Source organism: Streptococcus thalassemiae (assembly GCF_903645285.1).
Taxonomy (GTDB): domain Bacteria; phylum Bacillota; class Bacilli; order Lactobacillales; family Streptococcaceae; genus Streptococcus; species Streptococcus thalassemiae.
Map to the genome: position 1 here is coordinate 77,498 of NZ_CAHJXN010000002.1, position 14,394 is coordinate 91,891.

At 41.3% G+C, this 14,394-nt stretch carries 13 protein-coding genes and 1 riboswitch; of the genes, 3 read left to right on the plus strand and 10 right to left on the minus strand.

Annotated elements, in window-relative coordinates; genetic code table 11:
* Window positions 1–4: 4 nt before the first annotated feature.
* The 9 genes from HWX15_RS02990 to HWX15_RS03030 all read right to left on the minus strand — a co-directional run bounded on the left by HWX15_RS02990 (window position 5) and on the right by HWX15_RS03030 (window position 7,430).
* Window positions 5–454: a GNAT family N-acetyltransferase gene (locus HWX15_RS02990; protein ID WP_175880451.1), complete on the minus strand. Its 450-nt coding sequence runs from the start codon at window positions 452–454 to the stop codon at window positions 5–7.
* Window positions 455–458: 4 nt separating this feature from the next.
* On the minus strand, window positions 459–878 hold the full coding sequence (locus HWX15_RS02995; RefSeq protein ID WP_175880235.1) for a chromosome partitioning protein ParB: 420 nt from the start codon (window positions 876–878) through the stop codon (window positions 459–461).
* Between the two features lie 27 nt (window positions 879–905).
* Entirely contained in the window at window positions 906–1,556 is a 651-nt protein-coding gene (locus HWX15_RS03000; protein ID WP_303048044.1) for a phosphatase PAP2 family protein, read from the minus strand.
* A complete protein-coding gene (locus HWX15_RS03005) occupies window positions 1,546–2,109 on the minus strand; it encodes an ECF transporter S component (RefSeq protein ID WP_000185823.1) in 564 nt (187 codons plus the stop codon). The genes HWX15_RS03000 and HWX15_RS03005 overlap by 11 nt, the downstream gene beginning before the upstream one ends.
* A gap of 163 nt (window positions 2,110–2,272) precedes the next feature.
* Window positions 2,273–2,491: riboswitch (FMN riboswitch) on the minus strand.
* 53 nt (window positions 2,492–2,544) lie between these two features.
* A complete protein-coding gene (locus HWX15_RS03010) occupies window positions 2,545–3,048 on the minus strand; it encodes a tRNA (cytidine(34)-2'-O)-methyltransferase (RefSeq protein ID WP_175880237.1) in 504 nt (167 codons plus the stop codon).
* A gap of 192 nt (window positions 3,049–3,240) precedes the next feature.
* A complete protein-coding gene (locus HWX15_RS03015) occupies window positions 3,241–4,071 on the minus strand; it encodes an energy-coupling factor transporter transmembrane component T family protein (RefSeq protein ID WP_175880238.1) in 831 nt (276 codons plus the stop codon).
* Window positions 4,056–5,738, minus strand: a complete 1,683-nt coding sequence (locus HWX15_RS03020; protein ID WP_175880239.1) for an ABC transporter ATP-binding protein — start codon at window positions 5,736–5,738, stop codon at window positions 4,056–4,058. Before HWX15_RS03020 ends, HWX15_RS03015 begins: the two co-directional genes overlap by 16 nt.
* A gap of 282 nt (window positions 5,739–6,020) precedes the next feature.
* A complete protein-coding gene (locus HWX15_RS03025) occupies window positions 6,021–6,566 on the minus strand; it encodes an ECF-type riboflavin transporter substrate-binding protein (RefSeq protein ID WP_173277116.1) in 546 nt (181 codons plus the stop codon).
* Between the two features lie 15 nt (window positions 6,567–6,581).
* Complete coding sequence (locus tag HWX15_RS03030; RefSeq protein WP_001063590.1) at window positions 6,582–7,430, minus strand: SAM hydrolase/SAM-dependent halogenase family protein; 849 nt, start codon at window positions 7,428–7,430, stop codon at window positions 6,582–6,584.
* Between the two features lie 188 nt (window positions 7,431–7,618).
* On the opposite strand from HWX15_RS03030, the gene trkA reads away from it, so the two are divergent.
* Both trkA and HWX15_RS03040 read left to right on the plus strand, forming a co-directional pair.
* Entirely contained in the window at window positions 7,619–8,968 is a 1,350-nt protein-coding gene (trkA, locus tag HWX15_RS03035; RefSeq protein WP_049521075.1) for a Trk system potassium transporter TrkA, read from the plus strand.
* Window positions 8,969–8,971: 3 nt separating this feature from the next.
* Window positions 8,972–10,411, plus strand: coding sequence for a TrkH family potassium uptake protein (locus HWX15_RS03040; protein WP_173214313.1), 1,440 nt, complete (start codon window positions 8,972–8,974; stop codon window positions 10,409–10,411).
* A 336-nt stretch (window positions 10,412–10,747) separates the two neighbouring features.
* Here the strand turns inward: HWX15_RS03040 and pflB are convergent, their stop codons facing one another.
* Entirely contained in the window at window positions 10,748–13,072 is a 2,325-nt protein-coding gene (pflB, locus tag HWX15_RS03045; protein ID WP_000260628.1) for a formate C-acetyltransferase, read from the minus strand.
* Between the two features lie 237 nt (window positions 13,073–13,309).
* Between pflB and dinB the strand changes: the two genes are divergently transcribed.
* Entirely contained in the window at window positions 13,310–14,371 is a 1,062-nt protein-coding gene (gene dinB / locus HWX15_RS03050; RefSeq protein WP_175880240.1) for a DNA polymerase IV, read from the plus strand.
* The last annotated feature ends 23 nt before the right edge of the window (window positions 14,372–14,394 follow it).

Sequence of the window (14,394 nt, forward strand, 5' to 3'; positions counted from 1 at the left end):
AGGATTAGACTAATTTCAGTACAAAACTCCTTCCTTTTTCTGTTGCTCCATTTTCCACAAATCCAAGCGACTTGAAACACCTCCTAGAAGCATGATTGTAGGTGTAGATTTCCTTGACTCTCAATTCTTTCCATCCTTTTACTCGAGCCAATTCAATCAAAGCACTTAGAATCTTTTTTCCAAGTCCTCGATGTTGGTAAGCGGAATTCCCAATCACAATGGGGAGATTATCCTGAGATAGTGTAACATCCCCAATTGGAAACCATTCTCCCTTCTCCTTGACTTCAATCCAAAAAAGCTCTCCATGCTTATCCAAATAAGAATACATAGCTTCCAGGGTCGCTGGACTATAAGGTCTCTTCACCCCATCTACGAGGTAAACCAAGTTCACATCCTGATACCAAGCAAAAGCTTCTTCACAATGATTGACCTTATCATAAGGAACAAGACGCAGTGCATTATCTATTTGTAAAATCCGTTTCATCTGCTTTCCTTTTCAACAAAAGAGTTACTGCTTGATTAAAACCATCACACCAATTATACCATTTTGCTTCATACCCATCTTGATCTAAGATATGATTTTTTAAATCAAAAACAGAGTAAATCTTTCTTTCCTCGCAAGCTTGCGCATAGAGATGATATAGTTCATCACCACCATCTCTATCCCACTCAGCAGAAATCGTATCCCGACCTGCCAATAAAGCCTGATAAGCCCTGTGATGCCCATCTGTAATCAACAAGCAATTTCCAAAGGCAAGAATACTAATTGGATCAACTTGGATCGCTTCTGCCGACTGGTAAAGTGTCTGGATGCCTGCTAGTTTCTTTTCTGATAAGTATAGTTGAGTCGGATGAAGATCTGCTATACTGACTTTCATTTCTTTCTCCTCAAGGGAATTTGATACTCACTTCTGTTTACATTTAAATCGCCATTGGAAGCGTAGCTTGTCATAGAAAGGAAACTCTACAAACAGGACTCCCAAACCCACACAGAGACTGGCAAGAACGTCTGATGGATAATGAACTCCCAGATAGACCCTTGATACCAACACACTGACTAGGTAGAGGCCAAGGACGATTTGTACGATTTTTCTCCAGACTGGATTTTTAATTCGTTGACTGACAATGACAATTAGAGTACCTACCATCAAAGTTACAGCCAGAGAATGGCCACTTGGGAAAGAAAATCCCTTCTCCTCTACCAGATGTAAAATAGCTGGTCGCGGGCGCTGGTAGATATTTTTAAAGGTCACGATTAAAAGTCCTGCCAAAGCCAGATTTCCCAGCATGAAGAAACTTTCTATCTTCCACCTCTTACGATAAAAGACAAAAACTGTAATCACAACCCAAGTGATAATCACTGGAATATCAATCAGGCGTGTAATGGCTCGGAAAAGAATAGTCAAATAATCTGGTAAGTCTCCTCGAACGGCAGTCTGTATCGGTTGGTCAAAACCGATCAACATTTCAGGGTAAAATTTGACCATGTAGCCAAGAATAACGAAAAGTAAAAGGGCAAAACTGCCCTTCATTAAAAATATTTGTTTATCTTTCATAATGTTTTAAGGTTGGTTTCAAAAGGACGTACAACAACCAGAATGAAACGGAAAAGATTACACCCTCAATCAAGTTAAAAGGTAACACCATAGTCATTAGGTAGTTGGAAAGTCCCAAAATTTTTCCAATATCAAAGTTAGCAAACTTAGCGTACAAAGGAACAGCGTAAACATAGTTGAGAACTAACATTGCCACGGTTAAACCAATAGTCCCAGCTAGAGAGCCTAGTAGGAAACGAAGGGTTGTCCGTTCCTTTTTCCAAATCAAAGCAAATACGATGACAAAAACTCCCAAAGCTACGATATTCATCGGCAAACCAATGTAAGTATTCACTCCTTGACTATTAAGAAGCAATTTCAAGAGTGAGCGAAGCAAGAGAATTCCTAGAGCAGCAGGCAGATCCATGACCACCAAGCCCACAAGGACTGGCAAGATACTAAATTCGATCTTGAGGAAGGACGCCGCTGGCAAAAGCGGAAAGTCAAAGTACATCAGCACAAATGAGATGGCTGATAAAATCGCAATGGTCGAAAGTCGACGTGTGTTTGTCATAACAGGTTCCTCCAATTTTCTATAAAATCAGAAGAAGTTAGAAAGGATTTCTCTATCTATTCTCACTTTTTATATCCCAAATCTTCCCTCTCACTCTATTAAGAAAATTCAAGCAAGCGGTTACAGTTCAGCTATAAATCTATCAGAACAGACAAAGCTATTCTTTCGTCTTCTCCCATCCAGACTATACTGTCGGTTGTGGAATCTCACCACATCAGCTTGCGCTCGCGGACTTATTTGGCTAAGATATTTTAGATTTATCTAGGCGTCGCAGTCGAAGATAATACTTAAAGTATATCGAGACAAGACAACGACGAGAAAGCTAAAATAGCTAGGCAAATTTACCGCCGGTCGGGAATCACACCCTGCCCTGAAGACTCTTTTATCATAACAAAAAACGCTTGCAAGCGCAAGCATTTTGTTCATTTTCATTTTTTATTTCAATTTATCTGCTTCATAGGTATGAACGAGCTCAAGACCTGCAAAGTTCTGCTGGCGGAGGGCTTCGTAGACAATCATGCAGACAGTATTCGACACATTGAGACTGCGGACATGTTCATCATTCATAGGAATACGGAGAGCCTTTTCAGGATGTTCGCGCATAAAGTCCTCCGGCAAACCCTTGTCTTCACGTCCAAAGAGAAAATAGTGGTCCTCGTCAGTCGATAAATCCACCTCAGAATACACGTTCTCAGCGAATTTCGAAATCAGATAGAGTTTGCCCTTCATCTGAGACATGAAATCTTCTAAACTCTCGTAAAAATAAATCTCTAGCTTATCCCAATAATCCAATCCAGCTCGCTTCATCTTGCGGTCATCGATAGGAAATCCCATGGGCTTGATGATGTGGAGAGGAGAATTGGTCGCAGCACAAGTACGCGCGATATTGCCTGTATTTTGTGGAATTTGAGGTTCAAATAATACAATGTGATTTGTCATGACTTGCTTCCTTTCAACATTGCAAAAAAATAGCCACACTGCCCGGAGTCAAGCTCAGCAAACAGCGTGGTTAAGGCATCGTTAACTTACCTCACAACAGGTTTGAAGTAAATCAGCGAAACTACTTTCTTAGTATAACACTTTCAGAATCATTGTCAATAGAAACGACTTGATTTTTTCAATTTTTTCAAGCTATTTCCAAGGGTTGTAAAATCGTCCCTGATTCTGCAAGATAAGTAGTAAACTAGCTACTAAAAACAAGGTTGCCAAGAGCAAGGTAAGATAGTCTCCTTTTTTCAAGGCCTGATAACTATACCATGTGCGTTTTTTCTCTTTCCCAAAGCGTCGAAGTTCCATGGCGGTCGCAATGGTATCAATGCGTTCTAGCGAGCTAAAAATCAAGGGCGTAATAATGCGCAGATTGCCTTTGATTCGTTGCATAAGAGAAGCTTTCTTGGATAATTCCATCCCACGCGCTTCCTGAGACATCTTGATAGTAAAGAATTCTTCCTGCAAATCTGGAATATAGCGCAAGGTCAGACTGACTGAATAGGCAATCTTATAAGGCACACCAATTTGATTTAAACTGGAAGCAAACTGACTAGGATGAGTTGTCATCAAAAAGATAATAGCCAGAGGAATAGTGCAAAGATACTTAATGACCAGATTTAGCAGATAAAAGAGTTCTTGGCTGGTCAGAGTGTAGGCTCCGATTCCCTGCCAAATCACACTTCTCTCTCCGTAAAGTCCAACCCCATACTCGGGAGAAAAGAGATAGACCATCAAGACATTTAAAACGGCAAATACCGTCGCAAAAACGGCCACAAAGGAAACATCTTTAAAGCGGATTTGTGATAAATAGAGGAGAAAGACCGAAAAGATGGCAATCAGAACAAGCAGTCTAGTATCATAGCTAATCATGGCCGCCAATGATACAAGGATGAAAAAGAGGAGTTTAGCAGCTCCTGACAAGCGATGAATCACAGTATATCTATGCTGGTAACCAATTAGTTTAGCTTGCATCCTTCTCTCCTTTCTTTATAAAATGCCGTTAAAGCAAGTGGATCCACGTCGAGTTTCTTTGCCAAGTTGAAGATAGAAGTTTCTTTTAGATTGGCTTTTACTAACAGCTCAGGATTGCTCAACAGACTAGCTGGATCAGTATCGGCAATCAATTCCCCATCCACCATAACAAGGGCTCGGTCTGAATAATCCAGCATCAATTGCATATCATGCGTAATCATGACAATCGTATGCCCTTTTTGATGCAGCTCTTCGAGAAATTCCATAATCTCAGTATAGTTCTTCTGGTCTTGACCTGCTGTCGGTTCATCTAAGAGGATAATTTCAGCCCCTAAGACCAAAATCGAAGCAATAGTCACACGTTTTTTCTGACCAAATGACAGGGCAGAAATAGGCCAATTACGGAATTCATAAAGCCCACAAATTCTCAAGGTTTCATAGACTCTTGTTTCAATTTCCTGCTCGTTCACACCTCGCAAGCGAAGTCCCAGAGCCACTTCATCAAAAATCATGTTGGTCGAAATCATTTGATTGGGATTTTGTAGTACATAGCCTACTCGTTCCGCCCGCTCTGCAACAGAATCTCCTTTTATATCCTGTCCTTCCCAAAGATAGTGGCCTTCAGTCTGGATAAAGCTACTTAAGGCCTTGGCTAGAGTTGACTTCCCTGCTCCATTTTTTCCGACAATGGCAATTTTTTCACCCTTTTTAATATCTAAATGAATGAATTTTAAAATCGGTCTATCATCATAAGAAAAAGACACGTCCTCTAATTTAAAGAGTGACTGCAATTCTAGGGTTTCTTTTGCCAGTTCATTCTGCAACTGAACCTGACCTTTTGAGATAGACATGTTATCCAGATTCGCTAATTGTTCTTCCTTGGCTAAATCCACACCCAATTGACGGAGAGTCGTTAGATAAAGGGGTTCCCGAATTCCATTTTGTGTCAATAAATCAGTCGAAAGTAACTGGTCAGGGCTCCCATTAAAGAGAATACGACCATCATTGATCAAGACAATCCGATCCACAGGACGATGCAGAACGTCCTCCAAACGGTGCTCGATAATAAGAGTCGTCGTTCCTTCTTCCTTATGAATCTGATCAATCAATTCAATAATATCCTGACCTGACTTGGGATCCAGATTGGCGAGTGGCTCATCAAACAAAAGAATCGGACTCTCATCAATCAAGACACCAGCCAGACTGACTCGCTGCTTTTGTCCACCTGACAAATCCTGAGGACGCTGAGACAGTAAAGAAAGAAGGTCCAGCTTTTCAGCCCATTTATGAACACGACTTTTCATCTCATCTAGAGCTTTCACGTCATTTTCCAGAGCAAAAGCCAAATCCTCTGCCACGGATAAACCGATAAACTGCCCATCTGTATCCTGTAAAACTGTGCTGACTAGATGAGATTTATCATAGATGCTCATATCAAAGGCGGCTTGGCCCTTGATCAAAAATTCTCCAGACGTTTGACCCTTGTAAATATTGGGAATAATCCCATTCAAACACTGACCCAAGGTAGACTTACCTGACCCAGATGGCCCAACAATTAAGACTTTCTCTCCCTTGTAAATGGTCAAGTCCACCCCTTGCAAGGTCGGTTCTTGTTGTGTTTCATACCGGAAAGAGAAATCCTTCCACTCAATTATAGCTTCTTTCATCTTACTCTCTTCATTCGCTTCTTCTACTCAATGAAAATCAAAGAGCAAACCAGGAAGCTAGCCGTAGGTTGCTCAAAACACTGTTTTGAGGTTGCAGATAGAGCTGACGCGGTTTGAAGAGATTTTCGCAGAGTATTAGACTTCTATTTTATCATAAATCAAGCCCTTCTTGCAGTCTTTTCTCTTAAAATCTTAGCGCCAAAAAGATTCCTATCCTAGCTTACTTGCCTAACTAATCTATAAACATCGAAAAAGACTGGTTGCCCAGCCTTCCCCATCATTTTAGTCCTTTTTCAAACTTCCTGCACGAGTTTGAGTTCCTGCATAGGCAAGCAAGAGAAGAGTACCTGCAATAGCTACAGATACACCATTAGCAATTCCCGCAACAATTCCTTGTGCAAATACTTTTTCTGCCGCTTCTTGATAAATCACAACATCTCCAAGTGGTGCCAAGACACCCCAAACAAGAGCATTTGCAAGTAGTTGAATGAGATTAAAAATAAGAATATCTTTCCAGTCAAAGACACCATTGATCACGCGAACGTACTTTCTAAATAGCCCCACAGCTAGACCAAAGAGGCCGCTAGCGATAATCCAAGTCCACCACAAACCGTAACCAGCAATAGCGTCCTTCACCGCATGCCCAATTAAACCAACAAGTAGCCCCACTAGAGGACCAAAAATGATAGACAAGAGACTCTGTACCGCATACTGAAGCTGGATACTTGTATTTGGAACAGGTGTCGGAATGCTGATCATCCCGATGACAACAAAGAGCGCAGCTCCAACACCGATAGCAACAACTTGTTTAATTGATTGATTTTTCATCTATGTTCTCCTATTTTATGATTCTATTTTCTTTATTTCAATGGTCCAAGATGAACCGACACCTACATTATAGGCCTTGGCAAAAGAACCTTGGTTGATAGCCAGACCTAAACGATAGAGAGAGTTGATGTAAAGGATGGGTTGCCCAATTCTCACATCTGCAAAAGATTTGCCATAGACAACCTGATTTTGATAGACCAGCATATCAGCGTGATAGATAGTCACCTCAAAACGGTCACCGAATGCTGGTTCCAGCTTGTAAAATTCTTCTCGCGTGATCGAGGTCCAGAGCGAACCAAAACGCACATCCAGAATATCAATGGCTCCCTTCACCAGATGATCTTCAATGATGGTCTCTACGACTGGAAGTTCCACAATCTGGTCCACACTGAGCTCTGGCCCCACTTCCTCAAAACTAATGTGACCACTGGCCAGTTTAGCACCAGTATAGGCATAGACATCACGACCGTGGAAGGTATAAGAATGCTCTGTGTTTTGACGTCTATTGGCTACCTCAGAAATTTCACGAATGGCTACAATACCAACATGTTTCTTGATAAAGGAAAGCGTCCCATTATCTGGCGTGACAATGTATTGATTTTTTGCAGTCTTGGCAACTACACTCTTACGTTTCGAGCCGACACCTGGATCGACAACCGATACAAAAGTCGTTCCCTCAGGCCAGTAATCCACCGTCTGAAAGAGACGGTAACTCCCCTCAAAAATATTATAAGGCGTGATATCGTGCGTCAAATGATGAATTTTTAAGGTTGGAGATTCTTCTAAAGCCACTCCAATCATAGCCGATACCGCACCATCAACCAGACCAAAGTCTGATTGTAATACCAGTAAATTATTATTCATTTTATCTCCTTGTATATCCTTTATCATACCATATTTCAGAGAAAGGTGCTAATAGCTATTTCAATTGATTAGGGTATAGTTTTACCTTATAGCAAATTTCCTACTAAAAACTCTGGTTATTAGCTAGTAGGTGCATTTTTTCTTGAAAAAAGGTATGATAGTTACATAATGAAGAAGTAGGTTTTATTATGAAAATTATCCTTGTCGGAGGGGGAAAAGTTGGTTTTGCCCTCTGTCGCTCCTTGGTTGCAGAAAAGCATGATGTTTTGCTGATTGAGCAAGACGAAGCTGTTCTCAATCATATTGTTAATCGCTTTGATATCATGGGTATCCTTGGTAACGGGGCCGATTTTACCATCCTTGAGCAAGCCAGTGTCCAGGATTGTGATATCTTTATCGCCCTGACTGAATACGATGAAGTGAACATGATTGCAGCCGTTCTAGCCAAAAAAATGGGAGCTAAAGAGACCATCGTTCGGGTGCGGAACCCTGAATATTCTAACTCTTATTTCAAGGAAAAGAATATTCTCGGTTTTTCTCTTATCGTTAATCCTGAGCTCTTGGCTGCCCGCGCTATCGCGAATATCATTGACTTCCCCAACGCCCTATCTGTCGAACGTTTCTTTGGTGGACGGGTCAGCTTGATGGAATTCACTGTTAAATCCTCCAGCGGTCTTTGCCAAATGCCCATTTCTGATTTTCGGAAAAAATTTGGCAATGTCATTGTCTGTGCGATAGAGAGGGATCATCAAATTATCATTCCAAGCGGTGACATGACTGTACAGGATAAAGATAGAATCTTTGTCACTGGTAACCGTGTTGACATGATGCTCTTCCATAATTATTTCAAGTCTCGTGCCGTGAAGAGTCTTCTCATCGTCGGTGCAGGTAGAATTGCCTATTATCTACTAGGTATCCTCAAAGACAGTCGTATCGATACCAAGGTTATTGAAATCAATCCCGAAATCGCCAGCTTCTTTAGCGAAAAATTCCCAAATCTTCATATCGTTCAAGGAGATGGTACTGCAAAAGATATCCTGCTAGAAGAAAGTGCTCAAAACTATGATGCCGTTGCGACTCTAACAGGAGTCGATGAGGAAAATCTGATTACTTCTATGTTCCTTGACAGGGTAGGTGTACAGAAAAATATCACCAAGGTCAATCGTACCAGTCTCCTCGAGATCATCAATGCGCCTGATTTTTCAAGTATCATCACACCTAAAAGCATCGCTGTAGATACAATCATGCACTTTATTCGTGGTCGGGTTAATGCCCAGTATTCAGACCTTCAGGCTATGCACCATCTAGCCAATGGCCAAATCGAAACTCTGCAATTCCATATCAAGGAAGCTAATAAGATGACTGCCAAACCTCTTTCTCAACTGAAATTGAAAAAAGGGGTTCTTATTGCAGCCATTATTCGAAAGGGTAAGACTATTTTCCCAACTGGGGAGGATATGTTGGAAGTTGGAGACAAGCTCCTAGTAACAACTTTGTTGCCAAACATCACCAAGATTTATGACTTAATTGCGAGGTAAGAAATGAATAAAAGTATGATTCGTTACCTCCTTTCAAAGTTACTTTTGATTGAAGCTGTTCTCCTCTTGGTTCCTGTAGCTGTCGCTCTCTATTACCGTGAATCGAGCCAAGTCTTTACAGCCCTCTTTACAACGATTGGGATTCTCGTATTACTTGGCGGTTCAGGAATTTTACAAAAGCCAAAAAATCAACGGATTTATGCCAAGGAGGGAGTCTTGATTGTTGCCCTCTGTTGGATCCTTTGGTCCTTCTTTGGTGGTCTCCCCTTTGTCTTTGCTAGACAAATTCCCAGCGTTATCGATGCCTTTTTTGAGATCAGCTCTGGCTTTACAACTACTGGAGCAACTATTCTGAATGACGTTTCAGTTCTCAGCCGTTCCCTCCTCTTTTGGCGAAGTTTTACCCACTTAATTGGAGGAATGGGAGTGCTTGTTTTTGCACTTGCTATTATGGATAATGCCAAGAATAGCCACCTAGAAGTGATGAAGGCTGAGGTTCCTGGTCCCGTCTTCGGTAAGGTTGTATCCAAACTCAAAAACACTGCCCAGATTCTCTATCTCCTTTATCTAGCTCTCTTTTCACTCTTTGTCATCATCTATTATCTAGCTGGTATGCCCCTATTTGATAGTTTTGTCATTGCCATGGGAACAGCAGGTACAGGAGGTTTTACAGTCTATAACGATGGAATTGCCCACTATGGTAGCTCACTGATTACCTATCTGGTTAGTATCGGAGTTCTGGTTTTTGGGGTCAATTTCAACCTCTACTACTACCTCATGCTCCGTCGCATCAAAGCCTTCTTTGGAGATGAAGAACTTCGTGCTTACTTGGTCATCGTGCTGGTTTCTACAGGCTTGATTAGCCTTAATACCCTCTATCTCTACCCGGGATTTTCAAAAAGTTTTGAAATGGCCTTCTTCCAGGTTTCCAACATCATTACAACAACTGGTTTTGGATATGGAGATATTACTAACTGGCCTCTCTTCTCCCAGTTTATCCTCCTCTTTCTCATGGGAATCGGTGGCTCCGCTGGATCAACCGCAGGTGGACTCAAGGTTATTCGAGGCCTCATCCTTTCAAAAATTGCTAAAAATCAGATTTTGTCAATCCTATCGCCCCACCGTGTTTTGACCCTCCATGTTAATAAAACGGTGATTGACAAAGATACCCAGCATAAGATTCTCAAGTACTTTGTCATCTATTCTATGATTTTGCTAGCACTTATCTTTATTGTCAGTCTAGACAGCAATGATTTCCTGGTCGTTACCAGTGCTGTCTTTAGCTGCTTCAATAATATCGGGCCTATCCTAGGAACGACCTCTAGTTTCTCAATCTTTAGTCCTATCTCAAAAATTCTCCTCTCCTTTGCAATGATTGCAGGTCGTTTGGAAATTTACCCAATCCTACTTCTCTTTATGAAGAGAACTTGGTCTAAGAGATAAAATACAACCACACCTTGTGTCTTACAAAGTGTGGTGTTTTTATTTTCATACTCTTCGAAAATAAAATTCAAACCACGTCAGCTTCGCCTTGCCGTATATATGTGACTGACTTTGTCAGTCTTATCTACAACCTCAAAACAGTGTTTTGAGCAACCTGTGGCTAGCTTCCTAGTTTGCTCTTTGATTTTCATTGAGTATCAAATACTTCCCGCAACTCAACAAGTATCTTTGAATCTCGGTCAGACATTTCAGTACCTGACTCAAGGAATTGAAGAGCCCAAAAAACAACCCTCAGTCGTTTGACCGAGGGTTCCTTTTCATTATTCAAAAACTTGACTAGCTCAACGCATCCAAGGCATCATCCATTGAAAGAACTTCGTGGAAGACACGTTGTGTCAATTCAGTTTTTTGTTCTGGAGTGAGGTATTTAGTGTTTACACAGTATCCAGAGATACGGACGATAACGTCTTCACCTGACATGATCTTTTCGTAAACATCGTTCAAGTCCATAACGTTCAAGTTAACGTGTTGTCCACCGTTTTCGAAGTAACCATCAAGGATTGTTACCAAGTTATCAACTTGTTCGTCACGAGTCTTACCAAGAGCACGTGGTGATACTTGAGTTGTCAATGAGATACCGTCAGCTGCGTAACTAAAGTCAAGGCTAGAAAGTGAGTTCAAGTTTTGCAACCAGCCACCTTTAGCTTTGTTAGATGGGTTAGCACCTGGTGAGAAGAATTCAAGTTTAGACAAGTTCACAGAACCATCTTCGTTGAGGTATACACCTTTGTGAACTGGTGAGTTACCAGTTTGTTTAGAGTAAGCAACGTTAGATGTGATTGTCAAAAGTGATACAGTAGCTTCTGCGTCTTTGTAAAGTTTGTGGCTACGTAGACGAGTTGTGTAAGCTTCAATCAACCATTCTGCCAATTCGTTTGAACGTGGGTCATCTTCACCCCAACGTGGGTATTCACCGATTGTTTCGTAATCGTAGATATAGCCGTTTTCATCACGGATTGGTTTAACTGTAGCGTACTTAATAGCTGACAATGTATCAACAGTGTTAGCAAATCCACAGATACCGAATCCCATGTTTGCACGTTGTTTAGTTGGCAAGAAGGCCATTTGAACAGCTTCGTAGTTGTACTTATCAGTCATGTAGTGGATGATGTTCAAAGCATCTACGTAAGTGTCAGTCAACCAGTCAAGAGATTTTTCAAAGTTAGCTTTAACTGATTCGAATTCAAGAACTTCGTCACGGATTGGTTCGATGTCAAATACTTTGTAGTCTTTGTGAACATCGTCGTAACCACCGTTCAAACCAGTAAGAAGGGCTTTCAATACGTTTACACGCGCACCGAAGTACTGGATGTTGTGGCGTTGTTCTTCATTTTCTGGGTCAAGTGGAGACACACAGCATGAGATACAGCTCATTTCCCCATATCCGTCTTTAGCCATTGTTGTTACACCTTCGTATTGGATAGAAGAGTGTTTGTGGCTCATGTGCATACAGTAGCGACGGAAGTTGTATGGCAATTTATCAGTCCAAAGAACTGTCAAGTTTGGTTCTGGAGAGTTACCGATGTTGTCAAGAGTGTTCAAGAAACGGTAGTCCATCTTAGTAACACGGTGACGACCGTCGTTACCCATACCAGCCATAGAAGTTGTGATGAAAGTTGGGTCACCTGAGTACAATTGGTCGTAAGCTTTTGTACGAGCAAATTTAACTGTACGAAGTTTCATAACGAAATCATCAACGAATTCTTGGATTTCTGATTCAGTAAATGTACCACGAGCAAGGTCACGTTCTGCAAAGATGTCCAATACGATTGGTACACGTCCTAGGGATGTAGCAGCACCGTTGATAACACGGCAGACAGCCATGAAGGCGATGTTAACCCATTGGATAGCTTCTTTAACGTTCATCGCTGGTTTGCGAACATCAACTCCGTAAAGGTCACCCAAGCGAACAACTTGTTGCAATGCTTGGTATTGAAGGTTGATTTCTTCACGAAGACGGATTGTTTCTTCATCGATTTCTTCAATTGCATTCCAGTCGTTTACTTTTTCTTGCATCAAGTAGTCTGCACCGTAAAGAGCAAGACGTGCGTAAACACCGATGATACGTCCGCGTGAGTATGCATCTGGAAGACCAGTTACAGTGTGTGCGTGACGAGCGCGACGGATGTTTGAAGTGTAGGCACGGAAGATACCGTCGTTAACTGTTGTTACGTATTTAGTAAAGATTTCGTGAACAGCTGGATCTGGTTCGTATCCATTTTCCTTCAAAGTAGTTTCAGCCATACGGATACCACCTTTTGGCATGAAGTTCAATTTGAAGAGTTCATCGTTTTGGATACCGAAGATAACTTCGTTTTCTTTATCGATAAATCCTGCTGGGATATCAGCGATAGATGTTGGACGAGTGTCCATTGGGAAACGAGTTTCTTCGTAGTGAGCCTTCGTTTCTTCTACAATTTTTTTGATGTGAAGTGAACGTTCTGTTGGTCCAGCAAGGAAGCTTTCATCTCCATCGTAAGGTGTGTAGTTAGCTTGTACGAAGCGTGATACACTTGCTTTTTCTTTCCAATCTACGCCTTTGAAGCCTTCCCAAGCTTTGTCAAAAATATCTTGTGCTTCAACAACTGTTTTAACAACCATGTTAATGTCCTCTTTTTTCTTTCTAGTAACAACCATCTGTTACATTCATGAGTCAAGTATACCATACAGTAACCGATTTCAACAAGTGAAAATTCCCTATTTTTACACTTTCTTTTCTAAAACAGTCTACATTTTATTTCAAACTGTATTATATTTTGAAAAAATAAAGTCCTTTTTTCTTTTTTTCAGAAAAAAAGGTATAATAAAAGAAAATAAGCGGTAAAAAGGGGGCTAGACATGTTGATTTTTCCTTTGTTAAATGATTTGTCAAGAAAAATCATCCATATTGACATGGATGCCTTTTTTGCTGCAGTGGAAATCAGGGATAATCCTAAACTCAGAGGAAAACCTGTCATTATCGGAAGCGACCCTCGGCAAACAGGTGGACGTGGTGTCGTTTCCACTTGTAGCTATGAGGCTCGAGTTTTTGGTGTCCATTCAGCCATGAGCTCCAAGGAAGCCTACGAACGTTGTCCCCAGGCAGTCTTTATCTCAGGGAATTATGAAAAATACAAGACTGTGGGACTCCAGATTCGAGCTATCTTTAAGCGCTATACAGATTTGATTGAACCTATGAGTATTGACGAAGCCTATTTGGATGTAACAGAAAATAAACTTGGGATTAAGTCAGCGGTCAAAATCGCTCGTCTCATTCAAGAGGATATCTGGCAGGAACTCCATCTAACTGCTTCTGCTGGCGTTTCTTATAACAAATTCTTAGCTAAAATGGCGAGCGATTATCAAAAACCACATGGTCTGACAGTGATTCTACCTGACCAGGCTGAGGATTTTCTCAAACAAATGGACGTGGCCAAGTTTCATGGAGTAGGAAAAAAGACGGTGGAACGGCTTCATCAAATGGGAATTTTTACCGGCGCTGACCTACTTGAAGTCCCTGAGGTAACCCTAATAGACCGTTTTGGAAGACTGGGCTATGATCTTTATCGAAAGGCTCGTGGCATTCACAATTCCCCCGTCAAATCCAATCGCATCCGTAAATCAATCGGGAAGGAGAAAACCTACGGGAAGATTCTCCGTGCTGAGGAAGACATCAAAAAAGAGCTGACTCTTCTATCAGAAAGAGTCTCTCTCAATCTCAGTCAACAAGAAAAAGCTGGAAAAATTGTCATTTTGAAAATCCGCTACGAAGACTTTTCAACCCTTACCAAACGAAAAAGTCTGGCTCAAAAAACACAGGATGCTAGTCAGATAAGCCAAATCGCCCTGCAACTCTATGAAGAGTTAAGCGAGAAAGAAAGAGGTGTCCGCCTGTTGGGGATTACCGTGACTGGATTTTAAAACCTTGAAGAGTTGCCCCTTCA